The following is a 21,036-nucleotide window of genomic DNA, read 5'->3' on the forward strand; positions in this document are numbered from 1 at the left end:
CCGCTCTCCCGATGGAGAACGGCCTCTTATCTTTTCAGTCATCAATTTTAGGATCAAATGCATCACGGAGTCCGTCGCCGACAAAGTTGAACGCCAGGACCGTGATCAGGATCATGAACCCCGGGAATAGCGGATACCACCAGGCGCCCAGCATGATTTGAGGATTCTGTGCACTCTGCAGCATATTCCCCCAGCTCGGGGTTGGCGGCTGGATGCCGAGCCCGAGATAACTCAGACCGGCCTCAGCGAGAATGACCCCTCCCACTCCCAGCGTCGCCGATACGATAATCGGCCCCAGCGCATTTGGCAGGATATGAGAAAATATAATGCGGGTGTTGCTAATTCCCAGTGTTCTCGCCGCCAGTACAAATTCTGACTTCCTGAGTGAGAGGAACTCACCCCGAACGAGGCGGGCGGTACCTGTCCATCCAAATACCGCAAAGATTGCAATCAGCGTAAAAATGCTTGGCTCAAAAATGGTCACGAGGGTAATAAGCAGGAACAGTGATGGAAACGAAATGATTGCATCCACAATCCGCATTAGCACAGCATCCAATATTCCCCCAAAGTACCCGGCAATCGCACCGATGACCGTACCAATGAATATCGAACCGGCAACCGAGGCAAAGCCAACCAGCAGGGAGATTCTGGCCCCGTACAGGAGACGGCTCAGCGTATCCCTGCCGAGATTATCCGCTCCCAACGGGTAGTCCTTCCCCGGCGGCGCCAACTTGTCGAGAAGAACCTGCTGGCTCGGATCTTTAGGGGCCAACATAGGTGCAAAGATGGCAGCCCCGACGATCATAATCAGCAGAACCGCCCCGATTACCGCAAGTTTGTTTTTCATGAATTTCCTGAGCATCACTTTCCAAATGGCCTCATGCCCTATCAAGCTATGGTCTTCTGCTGAGACGGGTTTTTTCGGTATCCGCCTCTCATTGGTCAGTGTCACGGTCTCCTCTCCTTTCCTCCATCAATACTCGATCCTCGGATCAAAGACTGCATATAGAATATCTGCCAGCAGATTTCCGATCACGACCAGTGTCGCCGCAATGACCACAACCGCCATGATGACCGGATAATCGCGCTGGAAGGCCGCCTCCATGAAAAGCAATCCGATGCCCGGCCATGCAAAGACGCTCTCGATGATGACCGATCCGCCGATGAACGACGGCAGCATGAGCCCGAAAATCGTAATGATCGGGATCAGCGCGTTTCTTAGTCCGTGTTTGAAAATGACGGTCTTCTGCCTGAAGCCGTTCGCTTTTGCCGTCCGGATATAGTCCTGCCGCAGCACATCGAGCATGCTGGACCTCGAATAGCGCGTCAGACCCGCCATGTCGGCTGTTGCGAGAACAAAGGCAGGCAGAACCAGGTGATGAAGACGGTCCCATATACTGAACGGTTCACCGTATGTCGCGACACCGCCAATCGGGAACCAGCCGAGATGAACAGACAGCACCATGATAAGGACCAATCCGATCCAGAAGTTCGGAGTGGCGACACCCAGGAAGGAGACGACGGTGATTGCATAATCCTGTAATGAATTTCTTTTTGTTGCAGACCAGACCCCAAGGGGAATGGAGATGATGAACGCAATGAATGTAGAAACGAGCATCAGCAACAGCGTGTTCGGCAGCCTCGCGGTGATGAGTTCACTTACCGGCACGCCCTGGCGGATAAACGACTCACCAAAGTTTCCCTGAACCATATTCCCGAGCCATCGCCCATATTGGACGACGATGCTGTCATTGAGACCGTAAGATTCCTTGTAAGCCTCCAGGTTCTCCTGCTTGATCATCGGATCCATCATCAGAGCCGTGGGATCGCCTGGAGCCATTTTCATGATTCCGAAGGAGATGACGCTGATGAGGAATAACAGAGGAATGGCCATCAGGCACCGACGGATGATATAAGTTGTCATATCGATCACTTCCTTCCCGTCAAACATCTAAAGTAATAACACCGGGCATCACCCGATTGGGAGATGCCCGCCATGAGTCATTGGGAACAGTTTTATTGCTCAAAGTACCATTCATGGATCTTGTAATACGTATTGGCGGCATTGTACGATGGTCCGACCAGTTTAGGCGAGATCGCCAGATAACCTTCAGGATAGTACAGGAAGGTGTTTGGCTGATCCTCGGTGACAATGGCATCAGCCTCAGCAATGACAGCCTTTCTTTCTTCAAGATCCGCAATTTGTGTATTCTTGGAGAGAAGCTCATCGACTTCAGAATTCGAATAGCCGTTATAGTTCAGGCCGGCTTCAATTTCGGACGTGTGCCAGAACCATGTCGGATCCGGATCGCTGCCGATCGACCAACCTGCCACAATCGCATCAAAGTTCCAGTTTGGAGGGCTTGTCTGCTCGACATAGGCACTCCACTCAAGCACTTCAATCGACGTCTTGATGCCGATTTCCGCCCACTGCTGCTGGGCAACTTCGGCAATCTGCTGGCGGATCTCGTTGGCGGACGTTGTTTTTAAAGCAAACTCAAACTTTTTGCCGTCCTTCTCAAGGATGCCATCAGGACCCGGTTCCCAGCCGGCTTCTTTCAGGAGTTGCTTTGCTTTTTCAGGGTCATACTCGAACTTTGGAACATCCGGGTTAAACGCCCAGTTTGCAGGGCTTCCCGGTCCGTGTGCCACTGTACCGGCATCGCCGAGAATGGCCTGGATGATGGCTTCCCTATCAATGGCATGCGTCAATGCGTGGCGGACCTTCTTGTCCTGGAACAGTTCATTTCTGAGGTTGTATCCGATGTATTCGAATGCATTGGATGGACCGGATTCGAGCTTCACCATGCCCTTGGCCTCAAGATCCTGTGCCATCCCCACATACTCCGGCGAAATACCGGCCATGCTGATCTCACCGACCTGTAGCTGTGCCATCGACGTATTCGTGTCAGGAACAATCTTATAAAGCAGTCCATCCAGCTTTGGCGCGCCAAGATGGTAGTCCTCGTGCGCCTCAAGTGCAATGTATTCTCCTTCTTTCCATTCCTTGAATTTGAACGGACCGGTTCCGATCGGCTCTTTCGTATTGAACGGATGCTTACCCAGTTCCGCTATTGGCACTTCACCAAGAATATGTTTCGGCAGAACTTCAAATTGCGCCGTGATCGTGATAAATGGTGCGTATGGCTCCGATAGGACGAATTCCACCGTGTAGTCATCAATTTTATTGACCTCTTCGATGATCTCGAACGGCAGGCCCCTTGGTCCGACATAATCCGGGTCTTTCGGGATGGTGTAGGAGAAGACGACGTCGTCAGCCGTCATCGGTTCTCCGTCATGCCACTTCACGTTTTCCCGAAGATGGAACGTCCATCGCAGGCCGTCATCCGTGAAGTCCCAGCTTTCTGCAAGGTCACCTTCCGGGTTAAAGTCCTGGTCAACGGTAACGAGGCCGCTGAAGATAAACCCTTCAATCGTCGAACTGGATGTATCAGTGGAGTAGTACGGATTGAACAAAGTCGGCGCGGCAGTCGTGGCCAGTACGAGATTGCCCCCCTCAGCTTCCGCACCTTCCTTTTCCGCCGCATTTGCATCAATATTTCCTGCTTCTTCAGGCTGTGAGCAGGCAGCAATCATCAAGACCATTGCCAGTGCCGCCACCTTCCATAGTGGTTTTCTGAACATATAAATCCCCCTTTTTTATTCATTGCTGATTCATCGTTATTAACGAATGCAAAGTTATTGGCAGGCGAACCGGACCACCCCCTTTCCTGGAACCGCTTTCAATTGAACAAGTGGCAGGCGACATGGCGTCCGGGAACTACTTCACGGAACACAGGCGCTTCAGATCCGCACTGTGGCATCGCATATGGGCAGCGGGTATGAAAAACGCAACCCCTGGGAGGATTTGCAGGACTCGGCAGATCTCCCTTTAAGATGATGCGATCGCGCTTCACAACGCCTCCCTTCCGGATCACCGGAACCGCCGAAAGAAGGGACTGTGTATACGGATGAAGCGGTTCATCGTACAAACTTTTCTTATCTGACAGCTCCATGAGCTTCCCAAGATACATCACGCCGACTCTATCCGAAATATGGCGGACAACACTCAGGTCATGGGAGATAAAGATGTAGGTCAGGTTAAATTTCTCCTGCAGATCCTCCAGCAGGTTGACGATCTGGGCCTGAATGGACACATCCAGGGCGGAAACTGCTTCGTCCGCTATAATCAGCTCTGGATTCAGGATGAGGGCGCGGGCTATGCCGATCCTTTGGCGCTGGCCTCCCGAAAACTCATGCGGATAATTGTTGATGACCGTAGGGTGAAGTCCGACCGTCTGCAGAATCTCCGTGATATGGTCCATTCGCTCTTCCCTGCTATTCAGAATCCCATGTACACGGAGAGGTTCCATAAGAATGCTGCCAAGTGACTTTCTCGGGTTAAGCGAAGCGTTCGGATCCTGGAATACCATCTGCATGTTTCGCCGCAGGACCGGGCCTAAATCCCGCTCTTTTAACTTGGTGACGTCGTTGCCGCCAAACAGGATCTTGCCGTCTGTCGGCTCATACAGGCGGATCAGGGCGCGTCCCAGCGTTGATTTTCCACACCCCGACTCTCCCACGATGCCAAGAGTTTCCCCTTTCTTCACTGTAAAACTGACGTCGTCGACCGCTTTGACAGATCCGGTCGTCCGCTGAAGAATGCCCGTCTTGATTGGAAAATGCATTTTCAGGTTCTGTACGTCAAGCAGGTTCTCATGGAATCTCTCATTGGCTTTCTCTCTTTGGGAGAGCAGTATATTGGCCGTACTCATTCGACCACCTCCCCATCATAGAGAAAGCAGCGCACGCACCGGCCGTCTTCACGAACGTACATCCCCGGAACTTCCTCCGTACATCTTGCAAATGCTTTGCTGCATCGCGGAGCAAACTTACATCCCGGCAACACTGTACCCGGAGCAGGCACGTTTCCTTTGATGGATTGCAGACGGGTGATCTCGCCTTCAATGGCTGGAATGGAATGAATCAGGCCCTCTGTATACGGGTGGAGAGGCTCCTCAAACAGATCATCGACATCGCTGATTTCAACAATCTGTCCGGCGTACATGACAATCACCCGTTCCGCCAGCTCGGATACGACACCGAGGTCGTGTGTGATCAGCAGAATGGAGGTTGAGAACTTCTTGCTCAAATCCTTCATAAGCTCCAACACTTGTGCCTGTATCGTCACATCCAATGCAGTCGTCGGTTCATCCGCAATCAGCAGCTTCGGGTTGCATGACATCGCCATTGCGATCATGACACGCTGCCGCATACCGCCGGACAGCCGGTGGGGATAGTCTTTTAATGTCTTTAGAGGATCGGAAAACCCTACAATTCCGAGCATTTCCGCCGCCTTTTCCGTCGCTGTTTTCTTGTTTACTTTCAGGTGGTGCATGATGACGCCCGTCAGCTGATCGCCAATCGTCAGCACCGGATTCAGCGAAGTCATCGGTTCCTGAAAAATCATGGCGACTTCCTTGCCGCGGATGTCATACATTTTCTTCTCGGGCATCTGAACCAGATCGACACCGTTCAGTTTGATGGAACCATCCACGACCTTGCCGGCAGGAGCCGGCACTAATCCCATGATGGAAAGGGACGTCATGCTTTTACCGCAACCTGATTCCCCAACAAGTGCCACGGTCTCTCCTTTGCCGATCTCAAAATCGATGCCGTCTACTGCACGGATGGTCTTTTTATTTTTTTGGAAATACGTTTTTAGATTGGAAACCTCCAAAACAGCGTTCATTTTCCCCCTCCTCATGCTTCTATTGCCTGTTAAATTTAACTGCAATTTCTATGCCAACTTTGAACTCTTGTATCGCGTACATACACCGGCACTATTTATCCTTATGCTCCCGTAAACCGTCGGGGATTTAGACACTATTTTATAAATGTCAAAATGTTTTGACATAATAATTTAAGGGTTAGTCCGTGAAAGAGAGGAACAAAACTTGCATAATGAACTTTAATAAGGAGGTCATGAAGATGAATCAATATACAGCCAGACAAGTACGTTTAATAGAATCACTTAAGGATCACGGCATGGATGGATCCCTGATCCTTTCACCGGCCAGTATTTTTTATTACACCGGGTTTCTTTCGGACCCCCATGAGCGGTTTATGGCTTTGGCAATCTCCCCGGAAACCGGGCGGGCTATCCTGTTTATTCCGGCACTGGACTATGAAGCTGCCTCCGGTATCGCGGCAGTGGACCGAATCATTCCCATTTCGGATGATCAGATGCCGATGGAGGTTGTTAAAGAAGCCATCCCAAAACTGTCGGGCCCCATCGGAATCGAACCGAAAGCTTTAAATTACGAACGATATGTATGGCTGACCCAAACATTCCCTGACATATCCATTAGGGACATTGAAGAACTTATCAGCAAGCAGCGCCTTTGCAAATCGGCCGAAGAAGTGGCGTCCATCAAAGAAGCCATCCGCATCATCGAGCAGGTCATGGAGGACGGTGTCCGAAAAGTGAGGCCGGGTATGACGGAAGCCGAGCTCACGGCAGAGCTGGAGTACCTGATGAGAATGCATGGTGCGGACGGTCCGTCGTTTTCCACCATTGTTTTGTCAGGCGAGAAGGCCGCCCTTCCCCACGGTTCCCCGGGCGGCCGAAAAATCGGCGCCGGTGACTTTCTCCTGATTGATATGGGCGTGACCAAGGACGGCTACTGCTCGGATATCACCAGAACCTTCATTATTGGGGAGCCTACTGAAAAGCAGAGAAAAATCTATGACATCGTCCTACGGTCCAATGAAGCGGGCATCGCGGCTTCACGGGGCGGTGTTCCGCTTGGCAGCATCGACGAAGCCTCCCGGAAAGTGATTGAAGACGAAGGGTACGGAAAATTCTTTAACAATCGGGTCGGACATGGGGTAGGCATTGAAGTGCATGAGGCCCCTTCCGTGCATGGGAAAAATACATCCCTTGCGGATCCTGGCAACGTATTCACCATTGAGCCCGGCATCTATATTCCCGGCTATGGCGGTGTCAGAATTGAGGACATTGTCCATATCCGTGAAGACGGTCAGGCAGAAGTGCTCACCGCCTTCCCCAAAACAATCCGAATCATTGAAGCGTAAAAAGGCCCGGCAGCATAGGCGAACGATGCTGCCGGGCGTATTTCTTTGAATCCGATATCGAACTAGTCTGTCAAATGTGGTAAGCTGTCCCTAAGTAACCGCTTTCAAAACATGCTGCAAGGGGGATGAATTAGGTGCAGCTTACTATGACGCAACGCCAGGAACTCAAACTCATCATGACGATGGAACTCAGGCAAGCCATTGAGCTTCTGCAGTATTCCACCTTTGAATTGGAACAGTTTATCAGGGAGCAGGAAGCCGAGAATCCGCTCATTGAGCTGAAAGAACGCGATGATACCGGTTCCTACGATTCACCTTTTCCAAAGGTTTCGGGAGGAGAAGGGTTAAAGACCGACTGGATAAAGGCCCCCGATGCCCTTTATCGGGACGACCTGGTCTCCATGGTGCGACTCACCTATTCGGATGAAGATTCCATTCGTTTGCTATCTTACCTGATACAAAATCTGGACGACAACGGGTATCTAATCCTTCCTGAAGACTGCAAAATTGGAGAAGATCTCCTGACTTTAGGCATCCGAATGCTCCAGGAAATCGGGCCGTCCGGCATCGGGGCCCGCAATTTGCAGGAGTGTCTTCTCCTGCAATTGGACGAGGAGTCGGATTCGTTGGCACGGCAGATCGTCAGTCATTGCTTCTCTCTCCTCGCATCGCGTAAGTGGAAAGAGATCGCCCAAGCTTTACAAATCACACTGGCTGACGTGAAATCAGCTGTCGACCAGATCCAGACACTTAATCCTAAGCCATGTTCACTGATAAATGACCAACAGACCGACTATACCTTTCCGGATGTCATTGTGACTGAACGGGAGGGCAATCTGGAGTTCCTCCTGAATGATGGCCATCTGCCCGAAGTGAAGTTGAACTCGGATTATCTTCCCTACCTGAACGCAAAAGATGAGGTGGGCAGCTACCTGGCCGAACGGCACAAGCAGTATCGCTGGCTCCTCAACAGCCTTGAACAGCGCCGCGAAACCCTCATCAAGATCGTCCGGGTTCTGGCTGAAAAGCAGCAAGCCTTTTTCATCAAAGGTCCGGAAGCGCTGAACCCCCTCACGATGCGGGAGGTTGCGGAGGAAATCGGCATGCATGAATCTACGATCAGCCGGGCCACGGCCAATAAAATCATCAAAACTCCTTCTGGAACGTTTGAGATGAAGTCACTCTTCACTTCAAAGCTGGAGTCTGCCGACGGACTGTCTGTCTCGCAAAGCAAGGTGAAAAGCTTGCTTAGGAAATACATCGATCAGGAAAACAAGAGCAGGCCGCTGTCCGATCAGAAGCTTGCAGAGCGCTTAAAAGATGAACAAGGGATTACGGTTTCCCGCCGGACGATCAGCAAGTATCGCGAGGAAATGAACATCCCTTCATCTGCACAAAGGAAAGATATTGTCGTCTGAACCCAAACAAGACCGGGAGGGATTTCTCCCCACCGGTCTTGTTATTTGCGTTATTTTCCAGAAAAGTGCCCCAGCCAATAGCGGTTCAGCAGAATGATAAATCCCCCGAGCAAGACTGCCTTAAAAACCAAGAGTTGGCCCATGCCGTACGCAGATATACCCGAAATCAGCAGGGCTCCCCCCAGGCAGGCCGTAATTCGGACACACCTGTGGAAGCGACCTTCAGACGCGCGTTGAACAGCACGCTCCATAGCCCACATCAGAACCAGAAGGAGCAATATAGATCCCAACGCAATCCCCAAAAACTCAAATACTGTGAGCATTTCTTCATCCCCCTTTAGAGAAACTCAATCCCCCCTCTACTATACAATTTTTAAAAACAGAAAAAATATTTAGCTTATTTATTAGGATCTTTAATGTTTACGAATACACTCTTCACTTCTGTATAGTTGGCGAGCCCATAGTCGCCACCCATTTCCCTGCCGACACCTGATTGCTTGTAACCGCCGAATGGCATGGTCTCCCACTCAAGACCGAAGTCATTAATCCAGACTGTCCCGGACTGAAGCTTGCCTGCAATATAGTGGCCAGACTTGATATTGGTCGTCCAGACACTTGCAGCCAGCCCATAATCACTGTCATTTGCCCGCTTGATGACTTCATCGACCGTATCAAACGGGAAAACTGCCATAACCGGCCCGAAGATTTCTTCACGCGCAATCGTCATGTCATCCTCTACATCCGCAAAGATCGTCGGGCGGACGAAGTACCCTTTTTCTCCGGCTTTTGTGCCTCCGGAAACTAGACGGGCCCCCTCTTCCTTCCCCTTTTCGATGTATTCAAGGACTGTTTTCTGTTGCTTTGCGGAAACGAGCGGACCCATATCGGTTTCGGGGTCCAGACCCGGACCGATCTTGAGGGCATCTGCACGTTTTGCAAGTTTATCAACTACCTGGTCATAGAGGCTTCGGTGTACGTAGACTCGTGTGCAGGCGCTGCAGTTCTGCCCATGGTTATACATCGTTCCGCTGAAGACCCCTTCAATCGTTTCTTCGAGATCAGCGTCAGCCAGCACAATGGCTGGCGATTTGCCGCCAAGTTCGAGCGTAACGCCCTTGATCTGATCCGCAGCCTTTTTCATGACTTCTTTGCCAACAGCGGTGGATCCGGTAAATGCCACTTTGTCCACATCCGGATGAGTCAGGATCGCTTCTCCCGCCACGCGTCCGGCGCCCGGTACCACGTTTACGACACCATCCGGGAATCCTGCCTCCTTAAAGAGCCGGGCTGCATAAAGCAGAGACAGCGGCGTCTCACTGGCCGGCTTGATGACCACAGTGCAGCCGACCGCCAGCGCCGAACCCAGCTTCCAGGCGGCCATTGCAAGCGGGAAGTTCCATGGAATGATCTGCCCGACCACACCGACCGGCTCATGGACGGTATAAGTGACATAATCAGGGGAGACCTGCGTGGTCTTACCGAAGATCTTAGTTGCCCACCCGGAATAGTAACGGAAATGCTGGACCGTGCCGTACACGTCATCCGCCAGTGCTGTTTCATAAGGTTTACCGTTGTCGAGTGATTCGAGCTGAGCGAGCTCCTCACGGTGTTCCTCCAGAAGATCAGCAAACTTATAGATCAGATGCGCCCGTTCAGCCGCCTCCATTTTCGTCCACTCACCTTCATCAAAGGCCTTTCGGGCAGCGGCTACCGCCTTGTCAATATCCTCTTTTTGGGCTTCGCTTACCTCCGCAATGACATCTTCCGTCGCGGGGTCAAGAACCTGAAAAGTTTTCTCGCTTTCAGACAGGACATATTCTCCGTTGATATAAAGGCCTTTGATCCCCTCAAGGAATTCCTTCACCCTCGGTTTCAGTTCGTAATTGACTGCTTGCATGTTCTCTCCCCCTTAATTATTGATTTACTGTTTCAAGGTTTGCCATCAGTTCTTTCAGCCGTGCGTCTTCTTCATCGGTCAGCGGCATCCTTGGCTTACGGCAAGGTCCGCCTGCCCACCCTTTGAGCTCCATTGACCGCTTTGCGATCTGTACGTACTTGCCGGAACCCTCTAGGAATTCGCAGAGAGGAAGTAAGCGATCATACAGGCTCCATGCTTTTTCAATGTCCCCAGCCTGGTAGGATTCATAAATATCTGTTGCGAGTCGAGGAACGATGTTTCCTGCGACCGAAATCCAGCCGGTTGCCCCGATAAAGAAGGATTCAAGGATGAGTTCCTCAGAACCGCAGAAGACTTGTATATCGCCTGCACCTTGACGCGCGATATCACGCGCTTTCCTGATGTCCCCGCTTGATTCTTTAATATGGGTAATGTTTGGCACATCCCGGCCGACTTTCAGCAGAGTTTCTGTGCTGATATCAACACCGGTTGTGGACGGATTGTTATAAATCATAATCGGCAACTCGACCGATTCCGCAACCGCTTTGAAATGGGCGTAAATCTCTTCTTCTGTGGGATGCGAATAATACGAGTTAATGAGAAGTGCAGCATCGGCCCCAGCCTTTTCTGCCTGTTGAGTGTATTCTATGGCGTCTGCAGTTGTTTCTGCAGCTGTTCCCACGATAAGCGGTATGCGGCCATTGATTTGTTCCACAGCGATTTCAACCGCCTTAAAACGTTCTTCTTTAGTCAGGCTGACAAATTCTCCGGTACTGCCATTGATACATAGGCCGGCCACACCTTCTTGGATGAACTTTTCGATGTTCTGAGCCAGTCCTTCGTAGTTGACCGATTCATCTTCGTGCATTGGTGTAACAAGAACAGGAAACGCGCCTTTGATTTCTTTCATAATTGATTCCTCCAATATTGTTTTGTCTAAATTCTCTCAGGAAAGATTGAGTTTCTTTCCGGACATCGTCCGCTTTTCAGCCGGGACCGCTTCAGAACCGGTATACCAGATGAACTTATTTCGATAGCCGTAAATCAGGCAGATGATAATGGCGATAAAGTTAAACCAGAGAAACGGTAGATAGCTTAGTGTTGAGACGCCCAGTGCGGCTGCCATGAAGACGCCTCCGTCAGACCATGGAACCATCGGAGTCGTCAAAGTTCCTCCAGCCTCCGTATTCCGTGAAAGGACCCGCCGGTCAATCCGGAGCCGGTCGTAATTGTCTCCGGTGATCTTGCTTGCCGTGATTAGCGATACATACGCCGCACCGCCAAAGAAGTTGCCAAAAAATCCGGAGATGACGGTCGCGAGTGTTGCATTCCCTGCATTCGTCGCCCATTTGGCAAGGTAATGGCCAATTGCGCGCAAGATGCCGATCCGTTCCATCAGCCCGCCCACACCGAGGGCGAAAATGATAAGGACGATGACATCCAGCATGAACACGATGCCTCCACGATTCAGCAAGTTGTCGATAAACGGCACGCCGGACTCGATCGCATTACCCGTGTACATGATATTCACCGAATCGAGAACAGACTTGCCTTGGAAAAGAAACGCCCACAATGCTCCCATGACTGCTCCGAACAAGATCACTGGAATAGACGGTTTCTTCAACGCCAGAAGTGCAATCACGAGAACCGCCGGAACAAGCATGTACCAGCCAATATTAAAATATTGTTCGAGAGAAGCCATCGTCTGCGTGGCGCTGCTCATGTCCCCTTCACCCCTGTAGAAGAACCCGACTCCCAGGAATAGAAGCGCCGTGATGACCCATGCCGGCGCACTGGCGGTCAGCATCGACTTGATATGCTCGATCAGGTCCACCTTGGACAAGGATGCAGTCATAACGGTCGTGTCGGATAGCGGTGAAAGCTTGTCGCCGACGTAGCAGCCGGAAATGACGGCACCTGCGACAAGCGGAAGCGGAAAGCCGAAACTTGCCCCGATTCCCATCATCGCAATGCCGGCTGTTCCGGCCGATCCGAATGACGTACCGGTCGCAATGGAAGTCACTGAACAGATGATGAATGCGGCCAGAAGGAATATGCTCGGGTTGATGACGGACAGTCCGTAATAGATGATTGACGGCACAATTCCGCCTGCAATCCACGTCCCAATCAGCGCGCCGACTGAGATCAGGATCAACACCGCTTCCAGCCCGTCATTGATTCCTTTCAGCAGACCATCCTGCATCTGCTTGTAGTTGTAGCCGATCTTCAAGCCGACGACCATGATCAATCCCCAGGTGGTCAGCAACGCAAGTTGAATGGATATCCCGAATTGGACGATGAAAAAATACATGACGAGCGTAAACCCGATCAGGACAAACAGAATTTCCGGTAGTGTGGGAAGCCGTTTCGTATCCTCTCTCATAGAACCCCTCCTTGTAGTGGGCGTAAGGGACAATCAGACAATCAGGAAGCCTTGGTCAAGCGGGTCTTCACGGTCAAGGACAAACTGGTGGGCGCCCGTGACAAATGGCTCTGCCTGAACCTTGGCCTGCCCCCCTTCCCCATCCGTGGCTTCCGCTTTGAGCGTACTGCCGAAAATGCTCGTGTTGGAAACAGAAGCTGCATTCCCATTCCGTTTCTCTTTAAGGGCCAACAATGCGAAGGTCGTGTCGATCCCGGGCGAACGCAGAATATATCCGTCTTTTTCAAACGTCACGCTTCTGAACCCTCCTCCCGGAAGCTCTTCGGCCAGCACGATGCCAGTGACGCCATGCTCTTCACCGGCATATTCCGCCGCCTTTCCAGCCCCCCACTCACTGATCACAGATAAATTGGCAAGGTCAATTTCCGGAATGGCCGGCGGCAACGGGTAGATGAGGTATTTCCGCTTTCCATCAAGCACCACTGTGGATGACTGAGAAGTTTGGCTCATAGACGCGGACTTGTTCTGCACATGGACTTGCGTGACTTCATCACCCTCGAAATCGGCACTGATTTCAATTACGCCTTCTGTGGTTTCCGCCGTATACCGGCCATTTCTCCGGCGCTCCAGCCCTCCGGTTTCAAGCAGGGCACCAACAGCAGCCAGGACACCTTCATACTTGAATGCGCTTACTTGCTGATGGGAGAAAAAGAGCAGACCGATATCCGCGCATTCAGAGCCTGTCGGGATGACGCCGTGCATCCCCCGGTGGCCTCTGGGCTCATTTAAAAGTAGTTTCTTCTCATTCGAGAAGCTCTTTGCCAGTTGTTCGGATTGGGCTTTCAGGCCCGCTCCACTAAGGCGGATCGGCGATTGGCTGACGATGCGGTATGCCTCTCCAGCCACATGGGCATCCAACGAACTGAACATTTTTCCGAATTCCATTTAAACACGCTCCTTTGCCGTCTCGCATGCCGGCTCATGATCCATCGGAGGGATCAGCAAATAGCCTTCTCGGAGAGGGTCGCGTTCGTTATAGAAGAACTTGTGCATCCCCATCACCCAGGCGGAGCCCGTCACTTCCGTTACGACGGCATCCAATGTCCCGGCGGTTGCCGTATCGATCACCCTTGCCTTGAACAGCGTTCCGACAATACTTTCGTGTACAAAGCGTTCCTTCTTCCGAATCTGGCCGTGTGAGTAAAGGGTTGCAAGTTTGGCGGAAGTTCCGGTTCCGCAGGGAGAACGGTCAATCCCGCCGGGCGGGACAACAACGGTATTTTTCACGTCAGCATCAGGATGGACAGGCTTCGTAAAAAATTCGATGTGTGTGAGCCCGCGGATAAACGGAAACTCAGGATGAACAATTTCTTCGCGTTCATTGATCGTATTCCGGATCAGGATCGCTTTGCTGATGATTTCCGCGGCATGTTCCTCGGTCAGTTCAATTCCGAGCGTGTCTGCGTCGATGATGGCGTAAAAGTTCCCGCCATAGGCGATATCCGCCTGAACGTTTCCGATGCCTTCCACATCAATCGAGATAGACCGCAGCAGGAACGCTGGGACATTCTCGAACGTCACTTCCTTCGCTTTCCCGTCCTCCACAAGGACCTGTACATCGATCAACCCGGCTGGGGTATCGATTTTGAGATTGGTGAACGGCTCCTGCACTTCGACCAGGCCCGCCTCGATCAGCGCCGTGCAAAAACCGATCGTGTCATGGCCGCACATCGGCAAATAGCCCCCGGTTTCGATATAGATCACGCCGACATCCGCCACCGGATCGCACGGGTCAGTAAGGAGTGCACCTGACATGACGCTGTGGCCGCGGGGCTCGTTCATCAGGTGTTTGCGGATCCAGTCATAATGCTCCTGCATATAGAGCATTTTCTCTCCCATCGTCTCCCCTTCCAATGGCGGAAGACCACTGATCAGCGTCCTTGTAGGGTTTCCCCCTGTATGTGTATCGATTGTCGTAAACAGCCGCTCGTACTTCACTTGATTCCCACCTCCACTTTCTTTTCATTGAACCGGCTGATCCGCAGCGGCTCGGTCGGAATGCATGTCTCCTTGCCGCTCAGCATTTCTTCCATCACTTTACCGGTGACGGCGGCGAGGCTGATTCCGTCCCCCTCATGTCCTGCCGCGACATAGAAACCCGGTACCTCCTTTACTTCCGAAACGATTGGCAGATGATCTTCCGTCCACGGCCTGAGCCCCGCGTATGTGCGGATCACGGTCATATCCGCCATCTTCGGATAAAATCGGACTGCCCGCTTTGCAATATAGCGGGTCACTTCGTGGTTCACCCGTGTATCGTAGCCGGCAAACTGCCGGCTGCTGCCGATCAGGAAATTCTGGCTTTCCGTCGGTTCAAACACGAGTGCAACCCCGTACTTTTCCGTCATCTCATCGACCACACGCTCTCCTCCGAATTTGGAGATCAGATAACCGAACTCCATCACTTTACGGAGACCGACCGGCTGCTGGCGTGATGCAACAATCAGTTGGCCTTTCCTTGGATAAATCGGCACATCCACATCGAGCATCTTGCCGATATACGGCGCCCATACACCTGCTGCGTTCACCACCTTGTTCGCTGTAAGTGTTGCCCCGTCCGTTTCAATCATGAAATGGCCATCCGGACCCTTCGAGAGATTCTTCACCTCCGTATTCGTGTGGATTTTTGCCCCCTGCTTTTCTGCAGAATGGAACATCGAAAACGTCAGCATATACGGATTAACGGTCGAGTCCGTCTTGCACTCCAGCCCGCCGTATAGGTCATCAGCAAAAAACTTCGATTCATTTCTCAGATCTTCACGGTCCAACATCCGGAAGTCGAGACCGGCGTCGCATTGCTGCCGGACCCATTTTTCCGCAGCTTCCATCTCGGCATCGTTTTCACAAACGAGGATGCTTCCAGGATTGCGGTATTCGAATTTTACTTCTAATTCCTGATCAAGCTCATGGACCAGTTTCTGGCTGACCAGTGACATCTGGCTGTCGAAGCCCGGATCTTTGTCTATGGCCAAGATATTGCCATCGCAGCGTGAGGAAGTCCCGCTGGCGAGTGTGCTTTTTTCAAGGACAGTGATGTCGAGTCCGGCCTTTGACCCGTAGTAGGCTATGGCCGCTCCTATGATGCCGCCGCCGATGACGACGATATCACGATGCTCTCGGGATAACATTAAGAATCCCCCTTTCTAAATTCAGTCTCATGAATGTTGTTGCAAGAGGCATGCCAACTTTCCAAAAGGCGGATCAATCACTTATTTTCTTTTCTGTATTGAATTTTTGTATTATTCATGTAAAATCCTTTTTACACTGACAAATTATTTGGACAGGAGAGAAACGAATGCCGCGAGAACTGCAGCTTAAAGATGTCATCATGCCCGGTTTGCCTGCCGTCGGAGCCGAAGGGCTACCCGCCTTCCCTGTAGACACCGTATTGGACAATATCCTCCCTCTGCTAAAGAGATCTGGAACGGTCATTGCTCTAAATGAAAGCGGCTCTCCTATCGGACATATCGACTTAAAGACGGCTCTGGACGAAATCGTGTTGGCCTATAAAAAGGAAAAGGCTTACCTTGATACCATCCTTCAGACCATAAACGATTCCTGCACAGTGATTGATTCTGAGAAAAGAGTCGTCCATTGGACTGAAGGGGCCGAACGAATTTTCTCTGTCAAGGAAGAGGAGATTCTCGGGAATCCGATCACGGATTTTTTCGAAGCGGAACATCTTGAAATCCTAAACACGCTGAAGACCGGTTCTTCCGTCAGAAACCAGCAGCACCATGCCAGGGAAGACCTCGTTGTCCTCATCAACTCCAATCCGGTCATGCTGGAAGACCGTGTGATTGGCGCGGTCGTTTCCGAAACGGACATCACCAGCCAAATCCGGCTGAACAACGAACTGCACAACACCTCGGAAAAACTGTTCCGGCTCGAGGAGCAATTGCGGAAAGCCTCCCCGACGGACAACCCGTTTTCCTATATAAAAGGCAACAGCCGGGCACTCAAGCGCACATTGGAACTGACCCGAAAAGCGGCCAGAACAGACGCGAACATCCTGATCAACGGGGAGAGCGGCGTCGGCAAAGAACTGTTTGCAAAAGCCGTCCATCACTTGCGTGAGACAGACACCGCCCCCTTTATCGCGCTTAACTGCGGGGCCATCTCGGAAAGCCTGTTTGAGAGCGAAATCTTCGGATATGAAAAAGGCGCATTCTCTGGCGCTGACGCAAAAGGCAAAAAAGGCAAAGTGGAGCTAGCTAGAGGCGGCACCCTATTCCTCGACGAAGTCGGTGAGATGCCTCTTGAGATGCAGGTGAAATTCCTGCGTGTGCTTCAGGAAAAGCGGTTTTTCCGAGTTGGCGGCACAAAAGAACTTGATGTCGACTTCCGGATCATCGCTGCGACGAACCGCGATCTCAAAGAACTTGTGGATGAAGGAAAGTTCCGTGAAGACCTTTATTACCGACTGAATGTTGTCAACATCAAGGTTCCTCCTCTCCGCGAAAGAATCGAAGACATCATCGAACTGACCCATTACTTCCTTTATGAAATTTCAATGAAGTATAACCGGCCGATCCACGGCATCTCCCAGGAAGTGATGCAGTCGCTCATGAACCACAGCTGGCCAGGAAATGTCAGGGAGCTGCATAATGTCATCGAGCGGCTCGTCATCTTTTCCGACCACGGAGAAATCAAGATAGATGATCTTCCTCCTGAAATCGATCAGATTCATACTTCCGCCCAATCCCCTCCTGACTTGCTACAGGAAAAGGGAAGCGGAACACTGAATGAACAACTTGGCGAATATGAAAAAAACATTATCCTCAAAGAATTAAAAGCGGCCGGCGGCAATAAACAACAATGCGCCGCCAACCTTGGAATCACAAGGGCGACGCTCTACAACCGGATGAATAAGCTCGGCATCGAACTCTGATCCGTCCAGGGCCGAATTCACCTTGGCAAGGAACTTGCATGTAGTTGGTTAGCAGCAAAACTACAGCAAGAGGTGATTCGGATGACTGATCGAGACATGATTGTATGCAGATGCGAAGAAGTGACATATGGGGAACTGGTGGACACTGCCGGACAGTTTGCCTGTAACTCCCGTGAGCTAAAGCTCCGTACAAGAGCCGGCATGGGATATTGCGGAGGCAGGACCTGCCGCTCTTTAGTGGACGCCATCGCGCTGGCAGCCACCGAACGTGACGTGACGCAGATTACGCTGAAATACCAGCCGCCTGTCCGGCCGGTTCATTTCGGAGATTTGGGGGCGATTCCAAATGACTGAGCGAATCCTTGATCATCCTGTACTCGGCGTACTGGAACCGGATCAAACGGTCACATTTACTTTCAACGGCATGAAGTACGAAGGCCGTTGCGGCGAACCGATTGCGGCTGCCCTCCTCGCTGCGGGTATCCGGACTCTCAGGCATCATGAAGAGAGCGGAACACCCAGGGGAATTTACTGCAACATTGGTCACTGTTTTGAATGCCGTGTGGAAGTTGACGGCCATCAGGGAGTCCGTGCCTGCCTCACCCCTGTCCGGGAAGGCATGGTGATTAACGGGGGTGGCGCACTGCCCTCTCCGGTACGTGATTGGAGGAAGGATAATGCGTGACCTGATTATTATCGGAAGTGGCCCTGCGGGGCTGACTGCCGCCATCACCGCAGCAGAGCACGGACTGGACATTCTCGTCATCGACGAATATCTGAAGCCCGGCGGCAGACTCCTTGGGCAACTTTACGAAGAACCGGGAGGCAACTGGTGGAATGGTATTGAGGAAAGCAGAAAGCTTGCCGGACGCGCCAGTTCACTCGGCCTGGATATCCGTCTTGGAATTTCGGTCCACAACATCGAACAGATTGACGGTTCCTGGCTGGTCCACGCGGATTGTGAAACTTTTGAAACCAAGTCTCTTCTCTTGGCAACCGGGGCGGCAGAAGCACCGGTTGCCATCCCAGGCTGGACCCTCCCCGGTGTCATGTCGGTCGGTGCCGCACAGGTGATGACCAATGTGCATCGGGTAAAACCTGGCCAGAGAGGAGTCATTATCGGTGTGAACGTTCTTTCTTCAGCCATCGCCATGGAGCTGAAAATCGCGGATGTCGAAGTCGCCGCTATCGCATTACCAAAGACCAATCAGGTTAATGGTAAGGCCGCCAACCCATCAGAAGTGATGAACGCTCTTCTTCATGTGTCCCATATGGCACCGTCTCCTCTTGTGAAAATGGGCAGTAAACTAATGACCAACGATTTCATGAAGAGGATGGGCATCACTCTCTATCCGAAAAATGGCGTCCGCATGTGGGACATCCCGGTTATGTTACGCAAGGCGGTCATTCGGATCGAGGGAACCGATCAGGTGGAAGGTGTCACCCTTGCTACAGTGACCGCTGAAGGAAAGATTATACCGGGAACGGAGGAAGTGATCGGCTGTGACTTTGTCTGCATAGCGGGGGGACTCTACCCGCTTGCTGAGCTTGCTGCACTGACAGGTTGTCCGTTTTATCATATTGATGAACTTGGCGGCTTTGTCCCGCTTCATTCGGAAGACATGCGCACACCGCTAGACGGTCTCTACGTTGCCGGTAACATTACCGGCATCGAGGGTGCAAAAGTTGCCATGAGCCAGGGAAAAACGGCAGCCCTGGCGATCGCAAAAGATCATGGGCAAGACATTGCTGATACATCCCTTTCCGAAGCCGTCCGGCAGATTTCCTCAACACGGTCGGATGCGCATATTCAATTCCACTCGGAAGTCGAGGCTGGGCGGAGAAAGCTTCAGGAATACTGGGAGCAACATGCTGCGGGAATGCGGAATGTTATGGTTTAACGACAAGAGACCGGGTAGGCCCAAGGCCCCCCGGTCCCTTTTTTGGTTCAGGCTTCCACCACTTCAATGACAACTAATTCCTTCGTCGATGGAGTGAGCGTTTTGCAACCATCCTCCGTGACCAGCAGCACGTCCTCCACCCGCGCTCCCCCTACGCCTGGAAGGTAGATACCCGGCTCGATCGTGATCACCATGCCCGGTTCCAGAGTCTTCTCTGTATCCACTGAGAAGAGTGGTTTTTCATGGACTTCAAGGCCGATTCCGTGTCCGGTGCCCGTTCCGGAACGATCATTATAACCGCTCTCGATCAATGCTTTTCTCATCAGGGCATCCACATCACTGTCTTTCATTCCCGGCCGAATGTTGTGGAAGCAATCCATGAAGGAACGGTAGACAACTTCCTGTATCTCACGCATCTGTGCATCAGGTTCTCCGACAGCGACCGTACGGGAGATATCTGACCAGTAGCCGTCATAGTTAGCACCAAAGTCGATGGTAATCATCTCACCCTTTTCGATGACCTTATCGCTTGCCCGGCCGTGGGGAAGCGATGAGCGGACACCCGACGCCACAATCGGATAAAACCCGACGGCATGACCACCGCGGCTCTCGATGAATCGCACCAGTTCATCCGCGACTTCCCGCTCTTTCTGCCCAGGCCGGATATAGCCCAGGATATGGGTGTACGCGTCATCCGTAATTTTTGAGGCCATCCGCATCTTCTCGAGCTCATCCGGTCGCTTGATCATCCGGATGTTTTCAACAAAATCAAAAGTCGGAACAAGTTTTGCTGTTACTCTGCTCTTTAGCCTTTCGTAATTCCCATAGCTCAGATGCTGCTGTTCAAAGCCAACACTTTTTAGTCCATGTTTGGTAATCTCACGCGCAGCTTCATCAAAAATCTTCTGCTTGTGCCCGGTATGTTCAGCATGAAGAACAACCGGCAAGCCGGTCTGCTGGGCAGCCTGCTCATAGTACCGGTAATCAACAATCATCTTCGCCGTCTCCTGTGTGATCAGGACGAGTCCATGGCTTCCCGTGAATCCCGTCACATACCGCCGGTTCCATTCCCCATTGATGACCAGGCCATCCAGCCCCTGTTGCTTCAGTTCCTCACGGATCATTTGGATCGTTTTCATTCTTCTTCTCTCCCCTTTAGTAGATGTACGCACCGCTCAGGCCGGTTCCGGCAATGAGAAGGGCCTAATTATGCTACGCAAAAAGACTCCCTCTTTCGCTCCCCTTCTCATTCCCATTTCTACTTGCATGTTTCATGCCACCCCTAAGATGGAGAATGTTTTAACTATTTTTTCCGCAAAACCAGCCCCATACCGCAATAATCTGCTATTTCCCGGGAAATATGTCGGCTGATGCAACTTGAGGTCAAT

Annotated in this window: 19 protein-coding genes; 6 read left to right on the forward strand and 13 right to left on the reverse strand. The window is 51.8% G+C overall.

All coding sequences use genetic code 11. The annotated features are described in order from the left end of the window. Positions 1–34: 34 nt before the first annotated feature. The 5 genes from opp4C to DZC51_RS05565 form a co-directional block, all read right to left on the reverse strand. Positions 35–952, reverse strand: a complete 918-nt coding sequence (gene opp4C / locus DZC51_RS05545) for an oligopeptide ABC transporter permease (protein WP_157294387.1) — start codon at positions 950–952, stop codon at positions 35–37. Positions 953–973: 21 nt separating this feature from the next. Then, positions 974–1,924, reverse strand: coding sequence for an ABC transporter permease (locus DZC51_RS05550; protein WP_008297978.1), 951 nt, complete (start codon positions 1,922–1,924; stop codon positions 974–976). 92 nt (positions 1,925–2,016) lie between these two features. Next, positions 2,017–3,645 carry a peptide-binding protein gene (locus tag DZC51_RS05555; RefSeq protein WP_157294388.1) on the reverse strand — a complete coding sequence of 543 codons (1,629 nt, stop codon included), beginning with the start codon at positions 3,643–3,645 and terminating at the stop codon, positions 2,017–2,019. Between the two features lie 98 nt (positions 3,646–3,743). Next, a complete protein-coding gene (locus tag DZC51_RS05560) occupies positions 3,744–4,775 on the reverse strand; it encodes an ABC transporter ATP-binding protein (RefSeq protein ID WP_157294389.1) in 1,032 nt (343 codons plus the stop codon). Beyond that, the gene (locus DZC51_RS05565; protein ID WP_157294390.1) at positions 4,772–5,752 is read right to left on the reverse strand and encodes an ABC transporter ATP-binding protein; all 981 of its coding nucleotides are present in this window, start codon (positions 5,750–5,752) and stop codon (positions 4,772–4,774) included. The genes DZC51_RS05560 and DZC51_RS05565 overlap by 4 nt, the downstream gene beginning before the upstream one ends. Before the next feature lie 239 nt (positions 5,753–5,991). Between DZC51_RS05565 and DZC51_RS05570 the strand changes: the two genes are divergently transcribed. Further along, complete coding sequence (locus tag DZC51_RS05570; protein WP_157294391.1) at positions 5,992–7,098, forward strand: M24 family metallopeptidase; 1,107 nt, start codon at positions 5,992–5,994, stop codon at positions 7,096–7,098. Positions 7,099–7,232: 134 nt separating this feature from the next. Then, positions 7,233–8,516 carry an RNA polymerase factor sigma-54 gene (gene rpoN / locus DZC51_RS05575; RefSeq protein ID WP_157294392.1) on the forward strand — a complete coding sequence of 428 codons (1,284 nt, stop codon included), beginning with the start codon at positions 7,233–7,235 and terminating at the stop codon, positions 8,514–8,516. 50 nt (positions 8,517–8,566) lie between these two features. On the opposite strand, the gene DZC51_RS05580 is transcribed toward rpoN, so the two are convergent. The 7 genes from DZC51_RS05580 to DZC51_RS05610 all read right to left on the reverse strand — a co-directional run bounded on the left by DZC51_RS05580 (position 8,567) and on the right by DZC51_RS05610 (position 15,984). Then, positions 8,567–8,839, reverse strand: coding sequence for a hypothetical protein (locus DZC51_RS05580; protein WP_157294393.1), 273 nt, complete (start codon positions 8,837–8,839; stop codon positions 8,567–8,569). Between the two features lie 74 nt (positions 8,840–8,913). Further along, the gene (locus DZC51_RS05585; protein WP_157294394.1) at positions 8,914–10,413 is read right to left on the reverse strand and encodes an aldehyde dehydrogenase family protein; all 1,500 of its coding nucleotides are present in this window, start codon (positions 10,411–10,413) and stop codon (positions 8,914–8,916) included. Positions 10,414–10,429: 16 nt separating this feature from the next. After that, a complete protein-coding gene (gene dapA / locus DZC51_RS05590; protein WP_157294395.1) occupies positions 10,430–11,323 on the reverse strand; it encodes a 4-hydroxy-tetrahydrodipicolinate synthase in 894 nt (297 codons plus the stop codon). A 36-nt stretch (positions 11,324–11,359) separates the two neighbouring features. After that, the gene (gene nhaC, locus DZC51_RS05595; RefSeq protein ID WP_157294396.1) at positions 11,360–12,796 is read right to left on the reverse strand and encodes a Na+/H+ antiporter NhaC; all 1,437 of its coding nucleotides are present in this window, start codon (positions 12,794–12,796) and stop codon (positions 11,360–11,362) included. A gap of 33 nt (positions 12,797–12,829) precedes the next feature. Further along, positions 12,830–13,741: a proline racemase family protein gene (locus DZC51_RS05600; protein ID WP_157294397.1), complete on the reverse strand. Its 912-nt coding sequence runs from the start codon at positions 13,739–13,741 to the stop codon at positions 12,830–12,832. Further along, positions 13,742–14,794 (reverse strand): proline racemase family protein, encoded by a 1,053-nt coding sequence (locus DZC51_RS05605; RefSeq protein ID WP_157294398.1) that lies wholly within the window; start codon positions 14,792–14,794, stop codon positions 13,742–13,744. Next, a complete protein-coding gene (locus DZC51_RS05610) occupies positions 14,791–15,984 on the reverse strand; it encodes an NAD(P)/FAD-dependent oxidoreductase (RefSeq protein ID WP_157294399.1) in 1,194 nt (397 codons plus the stop codon). Before DZC51_RS05610 ends, DZC51_RS05605 begins: the two co-directional genes overlap by 4 nt. A 167-nt stretch (positions 15,985–16,151) precedes the next feature. Here DZC51_RS05610 and DZC51_RS05615 point away from each other — a divergent pair, with 167 nt between their 5' ends. The 4 genes from DZC51_RS05615 (at position 16,152) to DZC51_RS05630 (ending at position 19,648) form a co-directional block, all read left to right on the forward strand. Beyond that, complete coding sequence (locus tag DZC51_RS05615) at positions 16,152–17,747, forward strand: sigma-54 interaction domain-containing protein (protein WP_157294400.1); 1,596 nt, start codon at positions 16,152–16,154, stop codon at positions 17,745–17,747. An 81-nt stretch (positions 17,748–17,828) separates the two neighbouring features. Continuing rightward, the gene (locus DZC51_RS05620; protein WP_157294401.1) at positions 17,829–18,101 is read left to right on the forward strand and encodes a (2Fe-2S)-binding protein; all 273 of its coding nucleotides are present in this window, start codon (positions 17,829–17,831) and stop codon (positions 18,099–18,101) included. Next, positions 18,094–18,432, forward strand: coding sequence for a (2Fe-2S)-binding protein (locus tag DZC51_RS05625; protein ID WP_157294402.1), 339 nt, complete (start codon positions 18,094–18,096; stop codon positions 18,430–18,432). The genes DZC51_RS05620 and DZC51_RS05625 overlap by 8 nt, the downstream gene beginning before the upstream one ends. Next, complete coding sequence (locus tag DZC51_RS05630) at positions 18,425–19,648, forward strand: NAD(P)/FAD-dependent oxidoreductase (protein ID WP_198304070.1); 1,224 nt, start codon at positions 18,425–18,427, stop codon at positions 19,646–19,648. The genes DZC51_RS05625 and DZC51_RS05630 overlap by 8 nt, the downstream gene beginning before the upstream one ends. A gap of 47 nt (positions 19,649–19,695) precedes the next feature. Here the strand turns inward: DZC51_RS05630 and DZC51_RS05635 are convergent, their stop codons facing one another. Next, complete coding sequence (locus DZC51_RS05635; protein WP_157294403.1) at positions 19,696–20,787, reverse strand: M24 family metallopeptidase; 1,092 nt, start codon at positions 20,785–20,787, stop codon at positions 19,696–19,698. Between the last annotated feature and the right edge of the window lie 249 nt (positions 20,788–21,036).

Source organism: Bhargavaea sp. CC-171006 (assembly GCF_009761675.1).
GTDB lineage: Bacteria > Bacillota > Bacilli > Bacillales_A > Planococcaceae > Bhargavaea > Bhargavaea changchunensis.

Bases quoted from the DNA above. Each gene is read 5' to 3' on its own strand.
- DZC51_RS05580 (WP_157294393.1), bottom strand. From the start codon at position 8,839: ATGCTCACAGTATTTGAGTTTTTGGGGATTGCGTTGGGATCTATATTG.
- DZC51_RS05570 (WP_157294391.1), top strand. From the start codon at position 5,992: ATGAATCAATATACAGCCAGACAAGTACGTTTAATAGAATCACTTAAG.
- DZC51_RS05615 (WP_157294400.1), top strand. From the start codon at position 16,152: ATGCCGCGAGAACTGCAGCTTAAAGATGTCATCATGCCCGGTTTGCCT.
- DZC51_RS05560 (WP_157294389.1), bottom strand. From the start codon at position 4,775: ATGAGTACGGCCAATATACTGCTCTCCCAAAGAGAGAAAGCCAATGAG.
- DZC51_RS05620 (WP_157294401.1), top strand. From the start codon at position 17,829: ATGACTGATCGAGACATGATTGTATGCAGATGCGAAGAAGTGACATAT.
- nhaC (WP_157294396.1), bottom strand. From the start codon at position 12,796: ATGAGAGAGGATACGAAACGGCTTCCCACACTACCGGAAATTCTGTTT.
- DZC51_RS05635 (WP_157294403.1), bottom strand. From the start codon at position 20,787: ATGAAAACGATCCAAATGATCCGTGAGGAACTGAAGCAACAGGGGCTG.
- DZC51_RS05585 (WP_157294394.1), bottom strand. From the start codon at position 10,413: ATGCAAGCAGTCAATTACGAACTGAAACCGAGGGTGAAGGAATTCCTT.
- DZC51_RS05630 (WP_198304070.1), top strand. From the start codon at position 18,425: ATGCGTGACCTGATTATTATCGGAAGTGGCCCTGCGGGGCTGACTGCC.
- DZC51_RS05555 (WP_157294388.1), bottom strand. From the start codon at position 3,645: ATGTTCAGAAAACCACTATGGAAGGTGGCGGCACTGGCAATGGTCTTG.
- DZC51_RS05625 (WP_157294402.1), top strand. From the start codon at position 18,094: ATGACTGAGCGAATCCTTGATCATCCTGTACTCGGCGTACTGGAACCG.
- DZC51_RS05565 (WP_157294390.1), bottom strand. From the start codon at position 5,752: ATGAACGCTGTTTTGGAGGTTTCCAATCTAAAAACGTATTTCCAAAAA.
- DZC51_RS05600 (WP_157294397.1), bottom strand. From the start codon at position 13,741: ATGGAATTCGGAAAAATGTTCAGTTCGTTGGATGCCCATGTGGCTGGA.
- DZC51_RS05550 (WP_008297978.1), bottom strand. From the start codon at position 1,924: ATGACAACTTATATCATCCGTCGGTGCCTGATGGCCATTCCTCTGTTA.
- DZC51_RS05610 (WP_157294399.1), bottom strand. From the start codon at position 15,984: ATGTTATCCCGAGAGCATCGTGATATCGTCGTCATCGGCGGCGGCATC.
- dapA (WP_157294395.1), bottom strand. From the start codon at position 11,323: ATGAAAGAAATCAAAGGCGCGTTTCCTGTTCTTGTTACACCAATGCAC.